Below are 24,062 nucleotides of genomic sequence, written 5' to 3'. Positions count from 1 at the left end.
AGGAGAAAAAATGATAGAAGTTATAAAAGTAAAAAAAACGTATAAAACTAGAAATAAACAAGTAGAAGTATTAAACAATATCTCTTTTAATATTGGAAAAGGGGAGGTCGTTGGGCTCTTAGGTATCAATGGGGCTGGAAAAACAACATTAATAAAATGTCTATGCGGTCTTATAGAAACCAATGAAGGGGATATAAGGATTAATGGTATATCTGTAACACACAAAAATAAGAAAGCGCTGAAACATATTAGTTCTGTTTTAGAAGGTAATCGTAATTTATATTGGCGTCTAACAGTGAAAGAAAATATAGAATATTTTTTGGGGAATCGTGGAATATCCCGTGGTCATATTCAATCTCGAATAGATTACTTTTTAGAAAGATTCCAATTATACGAGAAGAAAAATGAACTTGTAAAAAATCTTTCTCGTGGTATGCAACAAAAAGTAGCTATTATTATTGCACTTATGGCTGATACAGAAATTCTATTATTAGATGAACCAACTCTCGGACTTGATGTGGAATCTAATAATGAAATAAGAACATTTTTAAAAGAAATCGTGAATACAGAAAATAAAACTATATTAATTAGCTCCCATGATATGAATTTAATTCAAAAGTTATGTGATCGAGTTGTAATTATTAGTAATGGAAGAATTATAACAAATGACACCGTTTTGAATCTAATGAATTTATTCCAAGTTAAGTCCTATCAATTTATTACCAGTATACATCTAAAAGAAACATACAGGCAAACTCTATACAAACTAAATGATTCAATTCACATAATTGAAAAAGATGGAAAAGATATTATTAAAGTAACAATATCTAGCAATGATGATTTTTATTCTATTATGAATTATCTAAAGCAATTTGATATTGAAATAGAGTCTATTGAGAAAGATCAAGTTAATTTTGAGGAAGTATTTTTGAAGCTAATAAAGGGTGAGGTGGCATATGGGTCTATATAATATCTTTATTTCCAATTTACGAAGGGAAGGTATAAATATGTTACGCTATCTTCCTAACACAATAAGTGAATTGGTTATATTTTACTTGGTTTTTCTTGGGTTTTTTTTAGGTATAACTTTAGTTGGTGATCCTAATACAATAGAGCATAACATACAGTTGGTAATTTTAAATTATGTTTTTTGGTTTCTTATTTTAACGGTAACACAAGGAATCGGTTGGGAGATATCGAATGAGGCAGGACAGGGAACATTAGAACAGCTATATTTAACACCGTATAAACTTTCTTTTATATTACTTACAAGGATGATAAGCACAATATTAATTAATTTGGTGACTATATCTTTTTTGTTATTTGGTGCTATGTTAACAGCAAATCAATGGCTAAATATTGATTTAATTTCTATATTACCTATTTTATGTATTACATTAATAGGCGTATTTGGAATTGGTTATGCGATAGCTGGAATTACAATGATTTTAAAACAGGTGGATTACATCTTACAATTATTTCAATTTATTATTATGGGTCTGACATTTATTCCGTTAACGGTAGCTCCCTTCCTAAAATACGGTCCGTTTATGTTAGGGTTACAATTGATTAGGGATATAGCCATAAATAAAAAATCATTGTTCTCTATTGGGGGAGCAGAGTTATTATTTCTTATAGTAAATGCATGTATCTATTTAGTTATAGGATTAATTGTATTTTGGAGATGCGAAAAAATCGCTAAAAACAAAGGTCTATTTGGACATTACTAGATAAAGGAGAAGAATAGATGACTAAGTATAAGAGAGAAAACAGAGAGTTAACTAAATTAGCTTCTTATATTGCGACTTTAAATCAAATACCAGAATATCATGTTGGTTATTGTGGGATACAAAAGGATGAAATAAAAAGCACTTTAGAAAATGAATTTTCTGACTGTAGTTTTGAAAAATCGTTTACTATTCTGTATGAGGATTTAGAAATTGTTGGAGCACTTGGTTTTGATGTAGATAGTGACACTAAAACAGCTGAAATTTGGGGACCTTTTATTCATAAAGAAGAGCAGTGGGAAAGACTAGCAGCAAAGCTGTGGAAAATAGGAGTATCCAAATTGGAAGGAAGTGTACATACATTTAATGGTTTTTTTAATAGGAAAAATAAAAATGTAAAAAAATTTATGAACGATTTAGTTGTGGATAAACAAGGAAAACATGTGATTTTAAAAATACACCCCTCAAATTTCGTGTATTATCCTAGTTTAGTAATAGAACCAATTACATCTGGGTTTTATGAAAGTTTTATTAAGTTACATGATAAAGTATTTCCAGATACTTATTATAGTGGAGAAGCAATTATTAATAGAATAAATGAGGAAAATAAATTATTCGTTTTTAAGAAAGAAGGCCTTTTGTTAGGGTATATTTATATTGAAGGGAGCCTGGAATTTAAAGAGGGAAATATAGAATACATTGCGGTCCATCCTTCGGTGCGAAATAAAGGGATTGGCTTAAAACTTTTAAACTATGGATTGTATGAATTATTTAGCTTTGTAAAAGTAGAAGAAATTTCTATTTGTGTGAATGCAGATAATGAACAAGCAATCCGTCTATACAGAAGCGCAGGTTTTTCTATTACAGATGAAATGGATTTCTACAGTGTAAAATTATGACACCTAGTAATGGAATACAATTTTCTTTATGATAAAAACGAAAAGTAAAATTAAAGTTAAAGTTGGTATTACGGATATGTTTATAGACTTTGTTTCGTACAATGCAAAAAAGAATATATAAATATAGATTCTTCTATTAATCCTAATTTTATATAAAAGAGGAGAAAATCTTTGTGGATTACGCAACATTTTAAAGAACATAAAGTAGGAAGCCGTAGCATAAATGCTAGGCTTTTTTTATAAGTAGAAAGAATGGGAAGAGAATAGAAAAAAATTCATGAGATAGAAGCTAAAATAAGGGAAGCACATCTTATCAACGTACAGTTTTATAAAAAATTTCTAGTTATAGATTAACCAAGTAAGCAACAGTTTACCGTTTAAGCTCCACCTCTAAAAACGAAAGCACCTCCAACAAATCATCTACGATACGTGAATGCTTAAAATTCCCCCAAAACGAATCTTTTTTCCAAACACCAAGAATCCCTACTTGTTCAGAACCAAGCACATCGTTTTCTGGATGATCTCCAACATAAAGACATTCTTCTGCCTTCACATCTAGTCTTTGCAAAGCACGTTCGAAAATTTCAGGATGAGGTTTTTTAATTCCTTCAGCTTCTGAAACGAGAATGGTGTTTGTATACGTATGTATATGTAGTGCTCGAAGGTTGCTCATCTGAAATTCAGTAAAACCATTTGTAATAATACCAATTTTAATGTTTCGCTGTTTTAACTGTTGAAGTAGTTCATGCGTGTTTTTGAAAGGAATACAATGATGTTGGAAGTTTGTAATATAGTCGTGTAGTAGTTGTTCTTGCGTTAAAGTAGTAATGTTGTATCCGGAAAAGAGAGTAGCATATACTTTATCCTTCCACGTATAGCCATTATTATCGAGTTCAAGAAATCGAGAACAATACTCTGATTTCTCTATGCTCTTCAAATGTGAGGCGAAGCGATTATATTGCTCACAAATAAATTGTTCTAAAGATTGGCGCCGATCTAATAGTGTTCCATCTAAGTCGAATAAGATTGCACGAATCATGGGAAGCCTCCTTGCAGTTTTTATAATTAATTATCGCATATTCGCAAAAAAATGATTATGATATTTTGTAGAATGGAATAATGGGGGATTGTATGAAGGAACTGTATGGCAAGTTAGTGTGTTGTATGATAGCAAGCAGTTTAGTTGCAGGATGCGATAGTGCTATCGAGGTTACGAAAGAAAAAGAAATTTGTAAAACAGAAGAAGAGTGCACGCAAATAGGAGATAAAACATTACAAAAAGTATATAAAAAGATAGAGGGACTTTCAGAACTTGAAAAAGTAGAGGATTATGACATAGAAGAGTATGAAAGTATGAATATGAAAGAGGCGGAACAGAAAAAAGAAGAGGATGAAAATTATTTCTTTTTAGCTTCTTATTATATCGATGATGATGAAATTGTAGATCCTTATTTTGAGAAATTGGATCGTAAGAGATTGAATAAAGCTTTTGCAGATGACGAAGTAGCAAAAGATGATTTGTTAAGCCAGCGGCAAGATAGAGAGTATCATGAAACTTTATGGGACATGTATCGCACTCTCATTCCAGTGAAATATCGTGAGAATATAACAGGGTTTGATCTAATAACGGATGGTTATGACGGCGTTGTTGCTCATGTCATGCCAAGTATGGATGACCCGAGAGATTGGTTGCTTAGTTTAGATGTGCTCGATTCTGGGGTGAATATAGATGAAGTGATGAAAACATTAATTCATGAAACGGCTCACGTATTAACGATTGGGCATAAACAAGTACCAGTGGATAGGAAATATTTAGAGGCGTTTGATGAAGAGAAAGACATTTCATCATATCGAAATAAATGTAAAACGGTGTTCTTGAAAAATGGATGTGCGAGAAAAACTTCGTATATTAACCAATTTTATGATGAATTTTGGAAACCAATTGAGCAAGAGTGGACAGAAAAGAAAGTAGAAGAAAGTGAAGAGGCACAAATTAAATTTTATAAAGAAAAGCATGATGAGTTTGTATCGCTGTATGGAACAACAAATGTAACGGAAGATATCGCAGATACATTTACAGCGTTCATTTTACAAGATTCAAAAAAAGTGAAAGAAGGAACAGAGTTAAAATATAAGAAAATTGCTTTCTTCTATCAGTTCCCTGAGCTTGTAAAAATGAGAGCGGAAGTGCTGTCAGGATTATATGATGTTTCGAAAACGATAGAACAACAAAGTGGAGACTAATGTGAGTTATGCGTTCGATATAGTTTCGTTAGAGTAAAGCGTGAAGAATTTTTAATTCTTTGCGTTTTTTTTATGTTGATAAAATTGAAAATTCTGTATTTTCATTAAAAATAAGAAGGAACTGGCGGTATAAAATAGAATTAGTATAAAAATGTCACAATTTAGACACAATTATAATGCGCGTGTTGTAGGGACTATAAGTTTACTCTCGAGGAGGTAATGAAACGTATGAAAACGATTCTTGCTGTTGCTGGTCTCATTTGGGTAATGTCTCACGGTTTTCCGATTTTTGAAGGGGAGCAAATTCGTAGTGCTTTGAATGAAAAGTTTAATGATTATCATGTGATAGATCGAAAAGATAATGTCGTTACAGTACGTGTGAAAGACTGTTTCCATACAGTTACGGTTGCGGATGGAAACATTACAAATGAAACGAAAATGTGTGATAAAAGGTAAAAGAAAGAAGCTGACTATAGCGCACTGTTTTGAGTCAGCTTCTTTTTCTTTTTCCAATTAGAATTTTTTCAAATGCCTCGACAAATACATACATAAGAGTTGCAAGAACACATGTGAGTAGTACGCTAAGTAAGACGAGTGTGAAGTTAAAGACTTGGAATCCGTAGCTAATTAAGTAGCCAAGTCCTTGTTTGGAAACGAGAAGTTCTCCGAAAATAACACCGACCCAGGATAAACCAACATTTACTTTTAACGTTGAGATAATTGCTGGAAAGGATGCAGGGAGAACGACTTGCTTATAACATTGCCATTTATTTGCGCCAAATGTGTCCATCACTTTTATATAGTTAGAATCGACTTCTTGAAATGCACTGTAAATAACGAGAATGGTAATGATGATGGAAATGATTACTCCCATTGCGATAGAAGATGAAATGTTTGGACCGAAAATAACGATGATGATTGGACCGAGTGCAACTTTTGGCATTGCATTTAGGACGACGAGATAAGGATCAAGTACGCGGGCTAGAAGTGGCATCCACCAAAGAAACGTTGCAATAATAGCACCAAGTACTGTTCCGAGAATGAAGCCTACTCCTGTTTCCAGCAATGTCGTCCATATGTGGACCCAAAGTGAACCGTCGATCCATTTCGTTAAGAAGAGATCCCAAATACTTGAAGGAGAGCTGAAGAGTAAAGGATCAATCCATTCTTTTTTGCTAGCTATTTCCCATAGTGCAAAGAAAAGAATAAGTAGTAAAAGTTGTAGAGAGCGAGCAATCCAAGCACGCCTACGTTCTTTCTTTCGAAATTGTTCATGTAGTTGTTTTATATTATCCAAGTCGTTCCAGCTCCTTCCATATATCTTGAAAGAGGGCTGGGAAATCGTAGTGATGGCGTGCTTCTAACGGTGATAAAGAACGGATACTTTCTGGGACGATAAAGGTTTTTGCGATTTTTCCAGGATTCGCTTGCAGTAAATAAATACGATCACTCATCGCAATCGCTTCTTCAATATCGTGAGTAACAAGTAGTGATGTTTTCTTATATTTATTTAGTAAGTTGAAAACGAGTTCTTCTAGTTTTAATTTCGTTTGATAATCGAGTGCGGAGAATGGTTCATCTAGCAATAAAATTTTGGGATCAGTTGCTAACGTTCGAACGAGAGCGGCACGTTGACGCATACCGCCGGATAGTTCACGAGGATATTGTCCTTCTACCCCATGTAAACCGACTTGTTTTAAAAGATTTAAAGTATGCCCTTTCATCTGTTCATCATAAATCTTTCGAATATGAAGTCCAAGCATAATATTTTCTTCAATCGTTTTCCAAGGGAATAAGTAATCTTGCTGCAACATATATCCCATAGATGAAGTTTTCGTTGTAATCGGTTCACCATCTAAAAAGACGATACCGTCAATTGGATCAAGTAGTCCAGCAATGATTGAGAGGAGCGTTGTTTTACCGCAACCACTTGGACCAAGTATAGAAATAAATTCGCCTTCTTCCACTTGTAAGCTCATATCTTCGAGAATAAGTTTGGCATTCTCTTTTGCAAAAAAGCAGTGGGAAACGTTACGTATTTGTAAAAAACTCATACACTTCGCCTCTATTTCTTAATAACGCTTTCGGCAATTTTTGTATTGACGAGCGCTTCATGTGGGACTTCTTTTTGTAATTCGCCAGCGTCTTTCATAATAGTTTGGAGCTGTTTCCATTCTTCCGCATCTAGTAGTGGATTTGTCGCATAAGAATGCTGCTTTTTATACCGTTCAATTACTTTGACTGTTATGTCTTTTGAAGTGTCTTTAAATAATGGGGAAACAGCATCAGCGATCTCTTCTGGACTATGTGTATCAACCCATTGCTGTGCTTTATAGAGAGCACGTGTGAACTTTTCAGCTGCAGCTTTATCTTTCTTTAAGAAACTTTCTTTTGCCATGAACGTTGTATAAGGAACAGTACCAGATTCATTTCCGAATGAAGCGACGATATAACCTTTACCTTCTTTCTCAAGTATACTTGCAGTCGGTTCAAAGAGCTGCACAAACTCTCCAGTACCAGATGCGAAGGCATTTGCAATGTTAGCAAACTCGATATTTTGAATTAAGTTTGTATCTTTATGAGGATCAATGCCATTTTTCTTTAAAACGTATTCCCCGACCATTTGCGGCATGCCGCCTTTACGCTGTCCTAAAAATGTAACACCTTTTACGTCATTCCAATTAAAAGAGTCTAGTTTTTTACGTGAAACTAAAAATGTCCCATCTGTTTGTGTAAGCTGTGCAAAGTTAATGATAGGGTCTTTCGCTCCTTGTTGATGAACGTAAATAGACGTTTCAGAACCGACCAGAGCAATATCAATTCCGCCAGATAATAGGGCGGTCATCGTTTTATCGCCACCAGCTGTTGTTTGTAGGTCAATATCTAGTCCTTCATCTTTAAAAAATCCTTTTTCAATTCCGACATATAACGGGGCGTAGAAGAGAGAATGGGTAACTTCGCCGACACGAATGTTTTGAGTTTGTTCTTTCGTACCTTCTTTTTTATTACTACAAGCAGCAAAAGTAAAAACAGCTAGTAACATGATGCAAAAAATCACGATTAATTTTTTCATTATATAACACCTCCTAGAAGTCACTCTACAAGCATGATATGTAGGTAAGTGCCTATATGTGAGTGTAGATAGCAGGAATTTTTTGGATGGTAAAGAAGTACAAATATAAGGGGTGATAAAATGGAGTACGAATACGATGATAGCGTACATTTACATCTTGATTATTTTGGGACAGAATGTGACATGGAATCGATTGCTTATAAGAGGAAGAATGAAGACGTATGGGATGTGTATTTTAATTTTGGAGTATACGGTATTCAGAAAGACGATGTAGAGTTAGGGAGGTTTATGGACGAATATGCTGGTCATTACGTTTTTTCTGTACATGCTCGCGATCTTAGCTGGGAATTTGGAAGTGCCCAGTTTGAAGAGTGGGTTTTGAAAAATCGGATAGTAGAAAAAACGCTACAAAAATAGGAGGAATTTTGTGATTGGATTTCTCATCTTATTATTTATTTTTGTGGCCGGATTTTTTATCATGCAAATGCTTATTTACCGATTTGCAAAGAAAAACATTCATAAATATACGAAAATAAAATGGTTTCATATGTGGCTACATATGAATATGAAAAAAGGTCCGAGATTAGATTTTTTTGATTTTGTAGTTATAGTACTCGTATGTATCGTATGGAAAATATGGCTGCTTCCTTTTATATAATACACATGCTAATCATTTTCTCTTTTATCATAAAATAACGAAAAGAACCTGTCTTGTGGAAGGTTCTTTTTTATAGTAATAGTTGTCAAAAACTTGCGTCTATAAGAAAAACAGCGCTTGTGAAAATGATTTTAGAATTTGTTTATTCATATCAGAAATCTCCTCTTTCTAAGTGTAGTTTTGTATTGTTATATAAGGAAAATAATATATACGACAAATTTTTACAAAAGAATATATATACTTTTGTTATGCTATGAAAGTTATTAATTTGTAATATATATAGGAGGATTTTTCATGTTGAAAAAAGTATTATTTTCTGTACTTATGGGCTTATGTGTAATTGCTTTAAGTGCTTGTAAAGGTGAGGAAGAAAAAGTAAAAGAAACAACAGATGAGCAAAAAATAGAAGAAGATAAAAAAGTGGCAGAGGAAGAAAAACGTAAGCAAGAAGAAGAGAAAAAAGCAGAGGAAGAAAAGCGTAAACAAGAAGAAGAGCAAAGAGCAGAGGAAGAAAAACGTAAACAAGAAGATCAGCAAAGAGCAGAGGAAGAAAAGCGTAAACAAGAAGAAGAGCAAAAAGCAGAGGAAGAAAAGCGTAAGCAAGAAGAGCGACGCAAACAAGAGCAACAGAAGGCTCAGCAACAACAACCTGTACAACAAGAGAGAACACAAAAGCAAGAAAATACAAAACAAATAACGGGCGGGAAACCAACACGATCACAAATTTCAGTTGGTTCACATGTAGTTATCCAATTAGATAATGATTATAGTAAAACAGTGAGTGGTGTTGTGAAAGATATTTTGACAAATACAGAAACACATACATATGGAATTAAAGTGCGATTACAGAATGGACAAATTGGCCGTGTGCAAAGTGTTGGGTAATAAGAAAGAGGTCGGCCATCTGTGGCCGACCTCTTTCTTATTATGCTTGGTTAGTGCGGAAGAATGGAAGCTTCTGCACAATGTGAATTAATCCGTATGCAAGAATTAAGCACATAAGAGGATTAATGAAAAATCCGTAGCGGTTAATTGCTAAGAATAAGTTTGAGAAGATAATGTAAATAATAGAACTTGCTACTAGCATCATAACGCGTTTATGTTTAAATGAATTTAGCATGAGGCACAAGCTGCTCAAGAATGTGCCGATGATAAACACTCTATGACATAGTTGCATAAAGTTATGAATACGGTATTGGTCTACAGCAGGAGCTGTTTTGAATAACTCAATTGTTTTACCGACAGTGAACCAAGAGAACCAATAAGTGAAGTCCGTCTTAAATCCATTCTTGATTAATTCTTTTGCGTATGCACCTTTGTCATCTAAGCCTTTAGCTCTCATTTCATTTACTATATTTTCATATCCAATTTTATTAAATGGATCTGCACCGGCAATTAGTGGATCTGCACCTTGGGTTGAGAATAAAATAAATTGGTTGAGTGCTAAATAGTTACGAACAACCCATGCGCCAATAATAAAGAAAGGTCCGATAAACCATAACAATCCGATTCGAATGGAGTCTTTAAATCCATATGTAAATAACACAACAAGAACAGGAATGAGCATCATTGGAGCTGGATTTGGACGGAACATAAGTAAAATTGAAACGACAATTCCAAACCATATATGGAATTTCACTTTATTGTATTTCCATGCGAGAACAAATACATATACACATAAAGCCAATAAGAATATGGATGGAACTTCTGTTAGCAATGTACGGAAGTATGTATAGTTACTTGGATAAATAGCGTATAAAATACTTGCAACAATTCCATAAATGTTTTTTTCGAACAATTCTTTTCCTATTAAGAATACTAATAGCACTGTACAAAGGTTCATGATCATGTTAATAACAGTTGCTACGTAATAGTAAGGAATTGATGTAATATCAGAAATAATCATAGCGCCAGCTAATAGTAATGGCTGACCTGGTGTGATATATGCATTTTTTCCTGGAACTTCACTAGGTTCTAAATACACATAACCAAATACACCATGCTTTAATAGTTGTTCAGCTGTTAACGAATAGTTAAAGGCATCATTTGCACCATATGTTACTTTGACTAACTCCCCATCCAATCCTGGCTGTTTTACTAAACAAAAAACGTGCAACAGGAAAGAAAGCGCCAAAATTGCATATACCGCTTTAGGCAAACTTTTAAACTTAGTAAGCAAAAATGAGCAACTCCTTTTTTATTAATTCTTTCGTATTTTCATGAGAAACCCTTAATAGTATTAATGATTTCCAAAACATAGTTATTATATCATAAAGTGGAATGCTAAAATGAAGTTTTTCAAGAATGAATAATTTGTATGGAAAATTTAACTGTTGATTAAGGAAATATTAAGACAATACATTTATGATAGAAGCAAGTATGCAGACGAAATATGTAATATATGTTATTTTAATAGAAATAGTTCTTTCGATGCGGGGAAATTAAGACATAGAAACGAGGGAATGAATTGAAGTATGGTTATACACTTTTTCATCTTCCGAAAAGAAGTATATTAATTTCTAGCATTATAAGTAGTATGGTGACTTTATTAGTAATAACTATGCTGTTTATGATTTTAAAGGTTTTTAATTTAGACATGATGAAAGATCATTTAAATCAAAAGCTTGTTTTAAGTGTTATGATGATTTTCATATGGGGCATAACATTTTATATTACGCATTTCAATAAAAAAGAGATGTCTATACCTAGGGCATCTCTGCGAGTGCATTTTATATTATTTTTGCTAGCTCATGCAGTAGCATTATTTTATATTGTAATGCAAGTTAATATGAGTTTCATAGAGACAATGAATTGGATTTACATTTATAATATGCAGTTTATATTAAGTTTTGTAGTAATTTATGCAATATATATTCTTGTATATAATTTAATAGGTAAGGTCTTTCTAAGTATGGTTTTATCTAGCTGTACGTTAGTCATTTTAGGTATTGTGAATTATTTGAAGCTTATTTTCAGAGGTGATCCGTTATATCCTTCTGATTTCACACAAATTACGCATATGCAATCTGTTATACCGATGGTGATGGACTATTTTAGCTGGGGTTATATTTTAATCATTATCGTAAGTATCGTAGTTTGTATTGTAGCGGGGATATATATGAGAAGGTATATTCAAAATGTAAAAATTCATCTAGGAATAAGAGCTTTATTAGTAATAGGATCTATTTTTGTTCTATATGCGTACGGTAATTTTGCGAATACATTTATGAATAAAGTATTTCAAAAATCAGGTGTAGATTTTGTTTTGTGGAATCAAAATGAGAACTATGCTTCAAATGGTTTTGTACTGGGGTTTATTAGCAATTTAGATACAACAGTTATGGAAAAACCAAAAAATTATTCTAAAGAAAATATGCTTCAAATAGCAAACGATATAAAAAAACAATATAGTGGAAATATAGGGAACCAAAAGAAAAAAGAGAAACCGAATATTATTTTTGTAATGAGTGAATCGTTTTGGGATCCGACGAAAGTAACCAACCTTTCTTTTAGTGAAGATCCTGTACCAAATTTACATCATTATATAGAAAACTTTCCTGGTGGACAAACTATTTCTCCTACATTTGGGGGAAATACGGCGAACGTTGAATTTGAGGCATTAACGAGTTATTCAATGAGTTTGTTAAAGCCAGGTTCTATACCATATCAGCAGGTTATTACAAATAAGAAAGAAATTCCATCAATCCCTACGGTGTTGAAAAAAGAAGGCTATTACACAAGTGCAATTCATTCATTTGGACGCACATTCTTTAAACGTGATGATGTATATAAGGTGTTAGGATTTGATAAGTTTAATGCAGATGACACGATGGAAAATGTGGATATTGATGGAGATTATATTAGTGATTTAGAGATGAGTAAAGAGATAATTGCTGAGTTAGAGAAACAAAAACAACCTACATTCATTCATGCAGTTACGATGCAAAATCATTTTCCCTTTACAGAGGGCCGATTTGGTGAAAACCTAATAGAAATTAGCGGGCTAGAAAATGAAGAATCAAAGGGAGAATTAGAGACGTATACAGAAGGATTAAGACGTTCAGATGAGGCTCTTCAATATTTAATAGAGCAACTAGATAATTTAGATAGACCTACATTATTAGTATTCTTTGGAGATCACCTTCCATCATTAGGAACAAATAAATCTTTTTATAAAGAAAATGGGTATATAACGAATGAAAAAACACCGAGTGAACGTTTAGCGATGGCGCAAACGCCGCTATTAATGTATGCAAACTTTGATATGCCAAATGATAATTTAGGTTTAGTAAGCCCAATTTATTTTTCTAATCTTATTTTTGATTATGCAGGATTAAATAAATCCTCATTTTATCAATTTTTATCGGGACTTTACAAGGAAATACCAGTGCTTAGAGATGAATTAAAAGTTGATAAAAATGGAGAAGTAATCAATGATTTAACAAAGAAACAAAAAGAAATGTTAGAGCAATATAAAATGCTTCAATATGATTTACTCGTTGGAAATCAATATAGCAAAGAAATCCTCTTTTAATAAAAGAAACAAAAAGAACTTGTATAACGATACAAGTTCTTTTTTCATAGTATTTAACGGGGTAACCAGACAAGCTGGGTTTAGGGAGTATTACTTGTACATTTAGTATATATGAAAATGTAATCGTTTTATTTGTGTATTTGTGAGAAATATGTGAATTTTATGTTTTGTAAAAAATCGATCATATTAACTTTCAATCTTGTATTGCAGTTGTTATGCATGTAAAAATTTTATCAGTTCTTTATTTAATTCATCCGCTTGATCGATTGGTGAACCATGGCCACTATTTGTAAGAGCGTGTAACTGAGAATTTTTAATTCGTTGTTGCGTAAGCTCAGCACTTTTGTAAGGAATAAGTTGGTCGTGAACGCCGTGGAAGATTTTTGTTGGGACGTTAATTTTATTTAAATCTTTCGTTACATCTTCATTTGCAGCTGCTTGTAAAATTTTGATAAGGGCATAAGAAGCGGACTGCATACCGAGATAAGAAAACCATTCAAGGGTTGCAGCTCCTAAGTTTCTATTGAAAAAGGATAAAGATACATCATTTAAAAATTTTGGTAAATTAGCATACATTTGATTAATGAGAGCATCTGCTTGTTCTTTCGGTACACCGTAAGGGGACTCTTGATTTTTAACGAAAGAGGGGGAGACAGCGTCAATTAATGCGAGCTTAGAAATGCGGCGCCCATTATAGCGAGACATATAGCGAATAGAAAGAGCACCACCAACTGAGAAACCGACTAATGTAGCGTTCTCTACTTGGAGTGCTTCTAGAACAATTGCGATATCATCGGCTAATCGATCATAGGTGTAACCAGTCCATGGCTTATCAGATTGCCCATTCCCTCGTATATCCATGGCGATACAGCGAAAGCCATGCTCTGGTAAAACATTGAGTTGATATTGATACATTTGATGATTTAAAGGCCATCCGTGAACGAAGAAAACAGTCTTACTACCTGGACCAGGATTAACATCTTGCACAAAAATATGCACATCTTTCTCGACAGTAACAAACATAAATGTCCCCCTATTTTATGAATATGCTCTATCCCAAAATCGTTGTTTTGTCATAGCTTTAATAAATTCATTTGCTAGTCGCGTAGGGTCTTGTTCTATTAAAACACCAGGCTTTCCTTTGATATTTAAAGATTGAATAATAGAAGAGCCGTTTTGGAAGAAGCCAATCGGCTTAAAGTGATTATATGATTCTACGACAAATGAACTTGCTTTGTTAAGAAAATGATCATCCATCTTTCCGCCGATAAGAAGTAATCCATCATAAAGGAGTGGTGAGCCTGTTAAGAAGGTATCATTTACTTCCCAATGTCCATTTGACGTTCCCTGCACTATGCCTAATCGTTCGGAAACGATCACTGGTTGAAGACCTACTTGTTTGAACTGATTTATTATATATTGTGCGCTTGGCCCATCATATCCATTTGCAACAATGACACCTACTCGTAATGTATTAGGACTAAAGGTCGTATTTGCCATACTGAGTGCTGGAGATGATTTTGTAACGTTGGATTCTTGCACATTTGGGACTTTTGCTCCCAGAGCTTCTGCAACTAAAGTAGCCAATTCTGTACTAATATGTCCAATCATATCAACGACTTGTTGGCGGACAGATTTACTTTTGACTTTTCCTAATTCAAAGGAGAAAGCCTGTATAATGTGGATTTTTTCGACGTGACTCATACTATTCCAAAATAAACGAGCTTGAGAGAAGTGGTCTTTGAAGCTAGCAGCAGTTTCCCTTGTTTTATGACCAGATACAGTAGAAGGATATGTAACGAATCCCCCCTTTGTCCCAGGTACAGTATAAGGAGAATTATTTGCTAAGGAATTGTTATGGTAGGCAACTTTTCCTTTGTCAATTATATATTTAGACGCACCATCTCTTTGGTTGTTATGAAATGGGCATATTGGACGGTTAATCGGTAGTTCTTGATAATTTGTACCAACGCGTGCTAATTGTGTGTCTGTATAAGAAAAGAGTCTACCTTGTAAGAGAGGGTCATTGGTAAAGTCAATACCACGAACGATACTTCCAGGGTGTAGTGCCACTTGTTCAGTTTCAGCGAATACATTATCTACATTGCGATTTAAGGTCATTTTCCCAATGATTTTAACGGGGAAATCTTCTTCAGGCCAAATTTTCGTTGCATCTAATATATCGAATCCGTATTTAAATTCGTCCTCTTCTTCTAAAATTTGAATGCCAAGTTCGTACTCAGGATAGTTTCCAGCATTAATATTTTCCCACAAATCACGGCGATGGTAATCTGGATCAGCACCACCTATTTTTTGTGCTTCATCCCAAATTAACGAATGAACGCCGAGCTTTGGCTTCCAGTGGAATTTCACGAATCGTGACTTTCCATTTTTATTAACTAAACGAAATGTATGAACGCCAAATCCTTGCATCATTCGAAAGCTTCTTGGAATTGTACGATCGGACATAATCCACATCATCATTGCAGCTGATTCTTGATTATTGGCGATAAAGTCCCAAAAAGTATCATGTGCTGTTTGTCCCTGTGGAATTTCATTATGCGGCTCTGGTTTAAGGGCGTGAATAAGATCAGGAAATTTAATGCCATCTTGAATAAAGAAAATGGGAATATTGTTTCCTACTAAATCAAAATTTCCTTCTTCTGTATAAAATTTAACGGCGAATCCTCTTACATCTCGATTCGTTTCATTTGCTCCTTTTGATCCAGCTACTTCAGAGAAACGAATGAAAAGCGGTGTTTTTTTTGAAGGGTCTTGTAGAAAGTGGGCCATTGTTAGCTCTTCTAAAGATTCATATAACTCAAAAATGCCATGTGCTCCGTATCCTCGTGCGTGAACGACTCGTTCTGGAATTCGTTCACGGTCAAAGTGAGAAAGTTTTTCTCGCATAAGGAAATCTTCTAGAAGGGTAGGGCCACGATCACTGGCAGTTAAAGAGTTTTCATCATTTGAAATTTTAACACCTGTATTTGTTGTCATCTCCTTTCCTTCATTTTCACGCGTGAAAGATTGGAGTTGTTCTGTCTTTTTATTTTTTTTGCCGTCCATAAAAAACACCTCCCATAATATACGTATTATTGTTTATGTTTTTTATGCTTGTATATAGCATGAAGATATTGCATGGTTGGGATGATTTTCCTCAAATGTTCGATTTATCTTTGTTTGTCTATGAAAATCATTTATTATAATAAATGGTATTCTTCGAGATATTATTTTGAAGGGGTGTTGAAGTGAAAGAAAGTTTTCTATCATATAAAGAAGAAGAAAGAAATGCAAAAATCCTTTTATGGGTGTTATATGTCATTGTTATTGTATATCAAATTTTCTATGCAATCGTATTAGAAGATAAATCAATAATGGATAAGGGATACAACATAATATGGCAAGTTATTTGCGGAGTAGCAATACTGTGCGTGAATATATATCTAGTGAAAAAAGAGAAGGCAAACCTTGTTAAATATGCATGGATATTTGCATACATAGGGATAGAAATCGCTAATATATTTTCGTATATTTTTTATAATAAGGCGGCGTTTGATGCGACAAATATAATAGAAATTATTCTCATTTTCTTTGTACCCATATTTTTAAATAAAAAATTTTATGTAATCTTACTTTCTTCTATTGTAGGAAAATATTTAATTTATTTATTTGTATTAGAGGAAATAAAAGCATTTATGTTCCTTATTATGTGTACACTTATGTTAATAGCTGCATATATCATTTTAAACCGATTTTTACAATATCTTTCAGCTGTAAAGGAAAGTATTGCGATTGCTAGTGAATCACAGAAATTAGCAGTAATCGGAAAAATGGCAGCGACGGTTGGACATGAAATTAAAAATCCACTCGCTTCATTAAAAGGATTTACGCAATTACAAAGAGAGAAGCATGAAGAGGATCCTGTTTATAAACGTATGATCTTTGAAATAGAAAATATGAATAATATGATAAGTGAGTTGATGGAAGTTGCTACATGCAAGCCTTCTATTTATAAGAAACATGATCTGGGAAAAATTGTATTACAAGCAACAACAACTCTTCGCGAAAAAATGAATGAATTAAATGTGCAGCTTATTTCTAATGTGGGAGAACAAACAATAGAAGTTGAATGTGATGAACGAAGAATAAGAGGAGTCTTTCTATATACGATAAAAAATGCTTTAGAAGCAATGGAGCAAGGTGGCATATTACATTTACGGTTAGAAAATAAAGGGAAAGAGTATGTGATGATCAGCTTAATTGATAATGGTCATGGTATTAAGCAAGAAAACTTAGCCCGTGTTACAGAGGCCTTTTATACAACGAAACAAGATAAAATTGGTCTGGGACTTACGGTAGCGAATCGAATTGTCGCCGAGCACCTTGGTGAGCTGCATATTTCAAGTGAAAGAGATACTGGAACGAGAATAGACATCATTCTCCCAAGGAAGTGTGGAAATACTGAAATCCAAGTGGAAGAAAAGCTAGGAGTTACCATATGAATAAAGGCTATATATTTAAAAATGAAGAAATAAAGGCGTTGAAAGTATTTTTAAGTTTATTTTTTATTATATTTTTTGTGTATGATCTTGCCTATGAATTTATCGTACCTTTAATCGCGGGAGAGCAAGAAGGCGTAGGAAAGTTTGAAGATGGTTTAGGTTTATGGCTTTACTTTTTGACGGTAGTATTGTTTTGCATTGGAATATACTTTATGAAATGGAAGAATGTTTTTGTGGTAAAGTATATTATTCTAATTGGCTATAATGTATTAGATTGTATCCATAACATTATGATTTATTATGGTAGCGATGCGGAATTTGACGGTGGAAATATAGTAGAAGTATTTTTTATTTTGTTCGCACCAATCTTTGTGAACAAAAGATATTTCTGGCTAGTTCCAGCGATACTTGTCGGGAAGTACGCTCTTACAGGAATCATTATTCAATCTTCTCTCGTTTTAATCCCAATGGCATTATATAGTGTATTTACTATCATATGTTGGATTATATTTTTGAGGGTTCAGTCTTACGTTCGTACGCTTGAGATGATGGACAAAGAAATAAAACAGACAGAAAAACTAGCAGCTGTTGGAAAAATGGCGACGGTTATTGGTTATAAGATTAGAAGACCTTTAGCAAACTTAAAAAAACTTGTGAATAAACAAGCAGACAAGCATCCAGAGGATAAAATTTATAGTGATATTATGAAACAAGAAGTAGATCGGATTCATATAATTGCTACAGAACTTAGTGGATTTGAGAAATCTAAATCACTAGAATCAGAAACTCATAACATACAAGAAATTATCTCTTATGTTATTCGAGTTATGGAAAAGCCAGCTTTAAAACAAGGAGTCCACATACAAGGTATTTACAGTAAAGACTTACCATCAATTACATGTGATGAAAAACGATTAAAACAGGTCTTTTTTAATTTAATTAAAAATGCAATTGAAGCAATGTCAGTTGGCGGAACAATTACGATTAAAGTTACTGTAAAAGATGGAATCATCATTCAAGTGAAAGATGAGGGATGCGGCATTCCGAAAGATAAAATTCCAAAGTTAAATGAAGCTTTTTATACAACGAAAGAAACAGGAACTGGTCTAGGTTTAGTAGTTACAGAAAAAATTATTAAAGACCACAACGGTAAAATGAGTTTTGAAAGTGAAGTTGGGGTTGGAACGACGGTTGAGGTTATGTTACCACTGCATTAAATAGAAAAAACATCACTTCCAAATAAGTGATGTTTTTCTATTTTATCTTGCTATTTGTGGATAGTAAAAATCTCATTTTATCGATAAAGAATGTATGATGTATTTCTAAGATCAAAATGTTTTTTTTAGTTTTTATTATGGATTTTCCAGTGAAAAATTTAGACTATAAAAATTAATTGTTTTTTTCTAAAAAAACTATTTTCTTTTTTGGGTTTTAATGGTATATTCAAAACACGATAAATAAATACCTATTTTTGGCACACTATTCGAAAGGATAGGTCGCAAAGCTAAGAGTCTAAAGTAATGAAAATTACTATGATAGTCTGGTTGCAGTTTGGATTTTCACACATAGTTGTATGTATGAAAATCGAAGAGGCAATTGGACTTTTTATTGTCTCAAAAAAAAATAAATGGGCACACTGTTCGAAAGGATAGGTCGCAAAGCTAAGAGTCTAAGGTAATGAAAATTACTATGATAGTCTGGTTGCAGTTTGGATTTTCACACATGTTGTGATGTATGAAAATCGAAAAGGCAACCAGGCTTTTTATTTTTTAGGAATACACATTATGATTGTAAACTTAGTCGATTAATACATTTAATGTTCGGAATATTCGGTAAGTAGAAAGCGAGGGAGGGAAGTACATTGCAAAATCAAATAGGGAAATTTGGGCGTATACTTCTCGCTGGAGGAATATTATTTACACAAGTTGGTGTGCTAGACTACTCTGCAACGAAAGTTTATGCGGTTACAAACGACGAGCAAGGACGTTTTATCGTTCATATGGATAAACAAGAAATAAAAGTTGATGAAAATGTAGTATTAAAGATTACAAATACAAATAAACAAGATGCTAATATCGAGCTGAAATTATCTAATGAACAGCTGTTCAATGAAGCAGAAACAAAAAAAATGAACGAAAACAATAAAGCGATTCAAAACATTTCAGTAACAGAAGATCATATTGTAAAAATTGAAAAGAATGAACAAAGTAATTTTATCGGTGACGTATATGTAGTCATTCAAATGAAAAAAGTTGGAGAGTACAAATTTGAACCGATAGTGAAGTTTGAAGGGAATGAAAAGAAAATTGAATCTCCTTCTCTACATGTTGTAGAGAAAAAAGAGGCTTTAAATGTAGCTATTTCTGATGAAAATCCAAAGGCTTCAGAGGAAGTTATGAAACAAGAAATAAGTGAAAAAGTGAAAGTATCGGAAGAAAATAAAAAACAAGAAATAAATTCTACTAATGCTGAAGTTCCAAAAGAAACGAAGACTTTAGCGAAAGAAAAGGTTAATGAAAAACTCGTACCAAAGGAAAATGAATTAAAAGAGAGCAATAGGATAAACGAAAATAAACAGGAATTACCTGTTATTCAAGCTGAGAAGGTATTAAAGAGCCAATCTCTACTAGCTGCTAGTCCTGTTACAAGTATTCTTAAATATCCAAATGTAAAGGTAATAAATAATAGAACAGGTGAAGGGCCTTCTATCTCGGGTAAATATGCTTTTAGATTTGTTTGGAGCCCACAAGTAACATATGAGGTAAAGGGTAGTAGCAATGACAGAACTGGTCAAAGTCAATATACATTTAGAAATTCAAATAGAGAACAGTACGTATTAATAAAAAAAGCTGGTGAATATCAAGGGAAATGGATTGATGTCCGTATTAATATTCACTCTATGACAGCTTCATCTGTAGATGTTAAAACACCAATAACTAAAGGTGATGCAAAAAACTTTTTACAATTATATGGGAACGGAAGGTCAGGACAAACTTATAATGCTTCCTTTGAATTTTATGAACACGGAACAAGTAAAAAAGTACCATTAACGGCAATGTGGAATTTCAAAAGGATAAATAGTTATAAAAATGTAACGTTACGTAATGATGGTAGTCATTTAACAAATTTATACGTGTATGATACGAGTTCAATTAGGTATCAAGACAAAGGGAATAATAAAATAGAGTTTTCTGGAACAGCAGGTCCAGTAGCTACTCCAGAAGCAGATATGACAATTACATTTGATAATTTAACAGAATTACCGCTAGAAGTTAGATTAAATGCTTCAGGTGTTAATGTATCATACGACCAATTAGCGATTGCACAAATTGAAATTCCAGCTCCAAGTGTAATAGGAGATATTGTGGAAGATAATTCCCGTCAACTTTCTTATAAGGTATATCAAAATATGCCTGCTCAATCGAAAGAGATTCACTATGCGAAATCTTTCGTATTAGAAAGTGAAGTGAATAAGGATTTTACTGTGAATGATGTTTCCATTCAAGATGTGGAGAGTGGAGATGATGTAAGTAGCTTCTTTGATATTAGCAGGAAAAACAATAAAGTCACTGCGGTTGCGAAAGCAAATGCGCTAAAAACAGAAGAATTCAACGGGAAAATTTACGAGATGACAATTACAGGTTCTCCTGTAAAAGGTGCTGATGTAATGAAATATTACAAAAATGGTTATCTTGAAATACCGGTGTCAGCTAAAAATTATTTAGATGGCGATAAGAATGGGCAAGATAGTAATCGAGATGGAGTCGCAAAAATAAGCTATAAAGGTATTCCAACTGGGAAACCAGTCCCACAAAAAGTAGTGCAAGGAACAGATTTAACAAAAATGGATATTTCTAAATTTGTGACAGATTTATCTGTAGATACGAATTTGGATGTAGATAAACCAATATCAGTAGTGAAGTTAATCAATATTCCGGATACCAAAATAATAGGGAATCATACTGTAACGGTTGTAATTGAAACGAAGCAAGGTGTACAAGCGGAGATTCAAGTGCCGGTTACTGTCGTTGATGGGACTTTAAAGTTAGTAGACGTACCAAAAGAAATTACATTTGGAGATTTAACAATTCCATCGAAAACAACGACATACGCACCGAAGGCGATTTCAAATCCTTTAAAGGTAACCGATGATCGTGTTAAAAAGCAAAAATGGAGTGTATATGTAAAGGAAATCACACCATTAACTTCAGCGCAAAATGACACATTGACAGGAGCATTGATTTACAAACGAAATGGAAAGGATACAACTTTAAGTACTTCTAGTATAGAAGCATTCTCGTATACTTCTAAAAACGACGAGGAGGTTTCATTAAATTGGAAGGAAAACGAGGGAATCCATTTACAAGTAAAACCAGGGCCGAATGTCAAAGCAAATACAAAATATGCTGGACAGCTAGAATGGACATTAACCGATGCTCCTCTCTAAAAATATATGAAATATATAAATTTTAGAAAGGAGAGAGTAATGAAAAAAATAGTTGGTATTATCGTTTCCACAGTTATATGTGTGCCGTTTCTTATGGCAAATGTAGTAACGGCTACAAGTACGAATTCAAAAGCGGGTATTACATTTTCGAATAGCTATACACCAAATACCTCAACTGATCCGACAAAGATAAATACAAAAAAAGAGACAGTTGATAAAAATAAAAATGGAGATAAATATTTACCGAAAACAGGAGGCCAGACACGGGACTTCAAACAATATATAGGATTGTTTTCGATTGTTTTATCTCTATATGTATTCAAAAGAATTAGGGGAAAGCAAGTGTATTCAAAATAAAAAATAGATGAAAACAGAGAAAAGGGGAAGGTACATATGAAACTAGCAAAATTAGCATTAATCGGTGCAGTATCATTAACATCAGTTGCAGCAGTAGGAACTTCAGCATTTGCGGAAGAGAAAGCAAATATGAAATCAAAAACAGATGTAACGTTTATTGAAGATACAAGCACAACAGATCCAAACAATCCAGAAAATCCAAATGAAAAAGTTACACCAGAGAACCCTGGTGACCATGAAATAGGAACAAAAGGTCCATTAAGTATTAACTACGTTTCTAACTTACACTTCGGCGAGCAAGTTATCTCTGGTAATGATCAAACGTACTTTGCAAAATTGGATAAAGTGAAACAAGGGAGCAAAACAGTTGAAGTACCTAACTTCGTATCTGTAACAGATAACCGTGGTACAAATGCAGGATGGAAATTGAAAGTAAAGCAAAATGCACAATTTAAAAGTGGTAATAGTGAGTTAACAAATGCAGCTTTAAGCTTAAGTAACCCAGCTGTAAATTCTGTAACTGATGCACAATATGCACCTACAACATTTAAAAATAAAGTAACGCTAGCTCCAGGTGGAGATGCGGTGGAAATTACTACTGCCGCAAAGAATAAAGGTATGGGTGATTGGACGACTGCATTTGGTAAAGGAACAGAACAAGGTAAACAGAGTGTGAGCTTATTCGTACCAGGTACGACGGCGAAAGAAAAAGGTGCGAAATATTCAGCTGAGTTAACTTGGACTTTAGAAGATACACCAAACTAAGCTTATACAAGATTGAAAATTAAGAATGACTGAATTTTAAAAAATGATTATAAAGGGGTATAAAACTATGAAACTAGCAAAAATAGCATTAATTGGAGCGGTAACACTATCATCAGTATCAGTAGGGACGTCTGCATTTGCAGCTGAGGAAGATGGCGGGAAATTAGACTCAAAAGCATTCATTAAATTCGAGAAAAATACAGATAAAATTGATGTTGTTAATCCAGAGAATCCAGATGAAACTGTAGATCCAGTTGATCCAGATAAAAAAGGTACAGATGGTCCACTAAGTATTGATTATGTATCTAACTTCAACTTTAAAACACAAAAAGCATCAGGGAATAACGAAATCTACTTTGCAGAATTAGATAAAGTAAAGAAAAAAGTAGACGGTTCTGTAATTGACGTGCCGAACTACGTTCAAGTAACAGATAATCGTGGTACAAATGCTGGATGGCATTTAACAGTAAAACAAAATGGTCAATTCAAAACTGCAGATGATAAAGCGTTGGATGGTGCGGCATTAACATTAAAAAATTCAGCTTTGAAATCAAATGCAGGTAGCGACGCACCAACAGCAGAACAATCTATCACATTAAATCCAAGTGGTGCAGCATCTGATTTAATCGATGCAAAAGAAAACCAAGGTATGGGTACATGGGTAAATACGTTTGGTAAAGATGCAACAGAAGCGAAACAAAGCGTAGAGTTATCTGTACCAGGTAAAACGAAAAAAGAACAAACACAATACACAACTTCACTAACTTGGGAACTAACAGACGCTCCTATGTAAGTAAGAGGAATTTTAAGATAAAAGAGGAAAATGAGAAGAGATAAGGGAATGGCTTTAACC

22 protein-coding genes and 2 riboswitches are annotated in these 24,062 nt (G+C 33.6%); of the genes, 15 read left to right on the top strand and 7 right to left on the bottom strand.

Features of this window, described 5'->3' with window-relative positions; translation table 11 throughout:
- The first annotated feature begins 10 nt into the window (after window positions 1–10).
- The 3 genes from JFU02_RS15255 to JFU02_RS15245 are packed head-to-tail and all read left to right on the top strand — an operon-like array spanning window position 11 to window position 2,626.
- Window positions 11–970: an ABC transporter ATP-binding protein gene (locus JFU02_RS15255; protein WP_061667121.1), complete on the top strand. Its 960-nt coding sequence runs from the start codon at window positions 11–13 to the stop codon at window positions 968–970.
- A gap of 37 nt (window positions 971–1,007) precedes the next feature.
- The gene (locus JFU02_RS15250; RefSeq protein ID WP_224980930.1) at window positions 1,008–1,730 is read left to right on the top strand and encodes an ABC transporter permease; all 723 of its coding nucleotides are present in this window, start codon (window positions 1,008–1,010) and stop codon (window positions 1,728–1,730) included.
- Window positions 1,731–1,747: 17 nt separating this feature from the next.
- Complete coding sequence (locus JFU02_RS15245; RefSeq protein WP_061667122.1) at window positions 1,748–2,626, top strand: GNAT family N-acetyltransferase; 879 nt, start codon at window positions 1,748–1,750, stop codon at window positions 2,624–2,626.
- Between the two features lie 370 nt (window positions 2,627–2,996).
- On the opposite strand, the gene JFU02_RS15240 is transcribed toward JFU02_RS15245, so the two are convergent.
- Window positions 2,997–3,665, bottom strand: a complete 669-nt coding sequence (locus JFU02_RS15240) for an HAD family hydrolase (RefSeq protein WP_097820958.1) — start codon at window positions 3,663–3,665, stop codon at window positions 2,997–2,999.
- Window positions 3,666–3,757: 92 nt separating this feature from the next.
- Between JFU02_RS15240 and JFU02_RS15235 the strand changes: the two genes are divergently transcribed.
- Window positions 3,758–4,870 (top strand): recombinase family protein, encoded by a 1,113-nt coding sequence (locus JFU02_RS15235; RefSeq protein WP_142308512.1) that lies wholly within the window; start codon window positions 3,758–3,760, stop codon window positions 4,868–4,870.
- 228 nt (window positions 4,871–5,098) lie between these two features.
- On the top strand, window positions 5,099–5,326 hold the full coding sequence (locus tag JFU02_RS15230; RefSeq protein ID WP_000849112.1) for a hypothetical protein: 228 nt from the start codon (window positions 5,099–5,101) through the stop codon (window positions 5,324–5,326).
- A gap of 34 nt (window positions 5,327–5,360) precedes the next feature.
- Here the strand turns inward: JFU02_RS15230 and JFU02_RS15225 are convergent, their stop codons facing one another.
- The 3 genes from JFU02_RS15225 to JFU02_RS15215 are packed head-to-tail and all read right to left on the bottom strand — an operon-like array spanning window position 5,361 to window position 7,943.
- Complete coding sequence (locus JFU02_RS15225; protein WP_000368771.1) at window positions 5,361–6,167, bottom strand: ABC transporter permease; 807 nt, start codon at window positions 6,165–6,167, stop codon at window positions 5,361–5,363.
- Complete coding sequence (locus JFU02_RS15220; protein ID WP_000009030.1) at window positions 6,160–6,924, bottom strand: ABC transporter ATP-binding protein; 765 nt, start codon at window positions 6,922–6,924, stop codon at window positions 6,160–6,162. Before JFU02_RS15220 ends, JFU02_RS15225 begins: the two co-directional genes overlap by 8 nt.
- A gap of 11 nt (window positions 6,925–6,935) precedes the next feature.
- A complete protein-coding gene (locus JFU02_RS15215) occupies window positions 6,936–7,943 on the bottom strand; it encodes an ABC transporter substrate-binding protein (RefSeq protein ID WP_000734016.1) in 1,008 nt (335 codons plus the stop codon).
- Between the two features lie 120 nt (window positions 7,944–8,063).
- Between JFU02_RS15215 and JFU02_RS15210 the strand changes: the two genes are divergently transcribed.
- The 3 genes from JFU02_RS15210 to JFU02_RS15200 all read left to right on the top strand — a co-directional run bounded on the left by JFU02_RS15210 (window position 8,064) and on the right by JFU02_RS15200 (window position 9,486).
- Complete coding sequence (locus JFU02_RS15210) at window positions 8,064–8,360, top strand: DUF3986 family protein (protein ID WP_000455579.1); 297 nt, start codon at window positions 8,064–8,066, stop codon at window positions 8,358–8,360.
- A gap of 10 nt (window positions 8,361–8,370) precedes the next feature.
- Window positions 8,371–8,601: a hypothetical protein gene (locus tag JFU02_RS15205; protein WP_000578981.1), complete on the top strand. Its 231-nt coding sequence runs from the start codon at window positions 8,371–8,373 to the stop codon at window positions 8,599–8,601.
- Between the two features lie 294 nt (window positions 8,602–8,895).
- Window positions 8,896–9,486, top strand: coding sequence for a YwbE family protein (locus JFU02_RS15200; RefSeq protein ID WP_201071221.1), 591 nt, complete (start codon window positions 8,896–8,898; stop codon window positions 9,484–9,486).
- A 40-nt stretch (window positions 9,487–9,526) separates the two neighbouring features.
- Here the strand turns inward: JFU02_RS15200 and JFU02_RS15195 are convergent, their stop codons facing one another.
- A complete protein-coding gene (locus JFU02_RS15195) occupies window positions 9,527–10,780 on the bottom strand; it encodes a glycosyltransferase family 39 protein (protein ID WP_201071218.1) in 1,254 nt (417 codons plus the stop codon).
- Window positions 10,781–11,068: 288 nt separating this feature from the next.
- On the opposite strand from JFU02_RS15195, the gene JFU02_RS15190 reads away from it, so the two are divergent.
- Entirely contained in the window at window positions 11,069–13,135 is a 2,067-nt protein-coding gene (locus JFU02_RS15190) for an LTA synthase family protein (RefSeq protein WP_201071215.1), read from the top strand.
- Window positions 13,136–13,348: 213 nt separating this feature from the next.
- Here the strand turns inward: JFU02_RS15190 and JFU02_RS15185 are convergent, their stop codons facing one another.
- Complete coding sequence (locus JFU02_RS15185) at window positions 13,349–14,158, bottom strand: alpha/beta fold hydrolase (protein ID WP_000498278.1); 810 nt, start codon at window positions 14,156–14,158, stop codon at window positions 13,349–13,351.
- A 15-nt stretch (window positions 14,159–14,173) separates the two neighbouring features.
- On the bottom strand, window positions 14,174–16,204 hold the full coding sequence (locus JFU02_RS15180) for a catalase (protein ID WP_061667128.1): 2,031 nt from the start codon (window positions 16,202–16,204) through the stop codon (window positions 14,174–14,176).
- 182 nt (window positions 16,205–16,386) lie between these two features.
- Between JFU02_RS15180 and JFU02_RS15175 the strand changes: the two genes are divergently transcribed.
- The 6 genes from JFU02_RS15175 (at window position 16,387) to JFU02_RS15150 (ending at window position 24,002) form a co-directional block, all read left to right on the top strand.
- Complete coding sequence (locus JFU02_RS15175; protein ID WP_000664893.1) at window positions 16,387–17,640, top strand: ATP-binding protein; 1,254 nt, start codon at window positions 16,387–16,389, stop codon at window positions 17,638–17,640.
- A complete protein-coding gene (locus JFU02_RS15170; RefSeq protein ID WP_001032634.1) occupies window positions 17,637–18,857 on the top strand; it encodes an ATP-binding protein in 1,221 nt (406 codons plus the stop codon). Before JFU02_RS15175 ends, JFU02_RS15170 begins: the two co-directional genes overlap by 4 nt.
- Before the next feature lie 246 nt (window positions 18,858–19,103).
- A riboswitch (cyclic di-GMP riboswitch) is annotated at window positions 19,104–19,192 on the top strand.
- Window positions 19,193–19,260: 68 nt separating this feature from the next.
- Window positions 19,261–19,349: riboswitch (cyclic di-GMP riboswitch) on the top strand.
- 152 nt (window positions 19,350–19,501) lie between these two features.
- Complete coding sequence (locus tag JFU02_RS15165; protein ID WP_201071212.1) at window positions 19,502–22,087, top strand: WxL domain-containing protein; 2,586 nt, start codon at window positions 19,502–19,504, stop codon at window positions 22,085–22,087.
- A gap of 39 nt (window positions 22,088–22,126) precedes the next feature.
- The gene (locus tag JFU02_RS15160) at window positions 22,127–22,444 is read left to right on the top strand and encodes an EF2685/EF0750 family sortase-dependent surface protein (protein ID WP_000724871.1); all 318 of its coding nucleotides are present in this window, start codon (window positions 22,127–22,129) and stop codon (window positions 22,442–22,444) included.
- 36 nt (window positions 22,445–22,480) lie between these two features.
- A complete protein-coding gene (locus JFU02_RS15155; protein WP_000761532.1) occupies window positions 22,481–23,209 on the top strand; it encodes a WxL domain-containing protein in 729 nt (242 codons plus the stop codon).
- 67 nt (window positions 23,210–23,276) lie between these two features.
- Window positions 23,277–24,002, top strand: a complete 726-nt coding sequence (locus tag JFU02_RS15150; protein ID WP_097821020.1) for a WxL domain-containing protein — start codon at window positions 23,277–23,279, stop codon at window positions 24,000–24,002.
- The last annotated feature ends 60 nt before the right edge of the window (window positions 24,003–24,062 follow it).

The organism is Bacillus sp. TH13, from assembly GCF_016651175.1.
Classification (GTDB): Bacteria; Bacillota; Bacilli; order Bacillales; family Bacillaceae_G; genus Bacillus_A; species Bacillus_A thuringiensis_S.
The sequence above is the reverse complement of the archived record's forward strand: the minus strand, read 5'-3'. Positions and strand labels throughout refer to the sequence as shown.

What these genes read in the sequence shown, in the direction of transcription:
- JFU02_RS15255 (WP_061667121.1), top strand. Translation starts at nt 11, where the DNA reads ATGATAGAAGTTATAAAAGTAAAAAAAACGTATAAAACTAGAAATAAA.
- JFU02_RS15250 (WP_224980930.1), top strand. Translation starts at nt 1,008, where the DNA reads ATGTTACGCTATCTTCCTAACACAATAAGTGAATTGGTTATATTTTAC.
- JFU02_RS15245 (WP_061667122.1), top strand. Translation starts at nt 1,748, where the DNA reads ATGACTAAGTATAAGAGAGAAAACAGAGAGTTAACTAAATTAGCTTCT.
- JFU02_RS15240 (WP_097820958.1), bottom strand. Translation starts at nt 3,665, where the DNA reads ATGATTCGTGCAATCTTATTCGACTTAGATGGAACACTATTAGATCGG.
- JFU02_RS15235 (WP_142308512.1), top strand. Translation starts at nt 3,758, where the DNA reads ATGAAGGAACTGTATGGCAAGTTAGTGTGTTGTATGATAGCAAGCAGT.
- JFU02_RS15230 (WP_000849112.1), top strand. Translation starts at nt 5,099, where the DNA reads ATGAAAACGATTCTTGCTGTTGCTGGTCTCATTTGGGTAATGTCTCAC.
- JFU02_RS15220 (WP_000009030.1), bottom strand. Translation starts at nt 6,924, where the DNA reads ATGAGTTTTTTACAAATACGTAACGTTTCCCACTGCTTTTTTGCAAAA.
- JFU02_RS15215 (WP_000734016.1), bottom strand. Translation starts at nt 7,943, where the DNA reads ATGAAAAAATTAATCGTGATTTTTTGCATCATGTTACTAGCTGTTTTT.
- JFU02_RS15210 (WP_000455579.1), top strand. Translation starts at nt 8,064, where the DNA reads ATGGAGTACGAATACGATGATAGCGTACATTTACATCTTGATTATTTT.
- JFU02_RS15200 (WP_201071221.1), top strand. Translation starts at nt 8,896, where the DNA reads ATGTTGAAAAAAGTATTATTTTCTGTACTTATGGGCTTATGTGTAATT.
- JFU02_RS15185 (WP_000498278.1), bottom strand. Translation starts at nt 14,158, where the DNA reads ATGTTTGTTACTGTCGAGAAAGATGTGCATATTTTTGTGCAAGATGTT.
- JFU02_RS15180 (WP_061667128.1), bottom strand. Translation starts at nt 16,204, where the DNA reads ATGGACGGCAAAAAAAATAAAAAGACAGAACAACTCCAATCTTTCACG.
- JFU02_RS15170 (WP_001032634.1), top strand. Translation starts at nt 17,637, where the DNA reads ATGAATAAAGGCTATATATTTAAAAATGAAGAAATAAAGGCGTTGAAA.
- JFU02_RS15160 (WP_000724871.1), top strand. Translation starts at nt 22,127, where the DNA reads ATGAAAAAAATAGTTGGTATTATCGTTTCCACAGTTATATGTGTGCCG.
- JFU02_RS15155 (WP_000761532.1), top strand. Translation starts at nt 22,481, where the DNA reads ATGAAACTAGCAAAATTAGCATTAATCGGTGCAGTATCATTAACATCA.
- JFU02_RS15150 (WP_097821020.1), top strand. Translation starts at nt 23,277, where the DNA reads ATGAAACTAGCAAAAATAGCATTAATTGGAGCGGTAACACTATCATCA.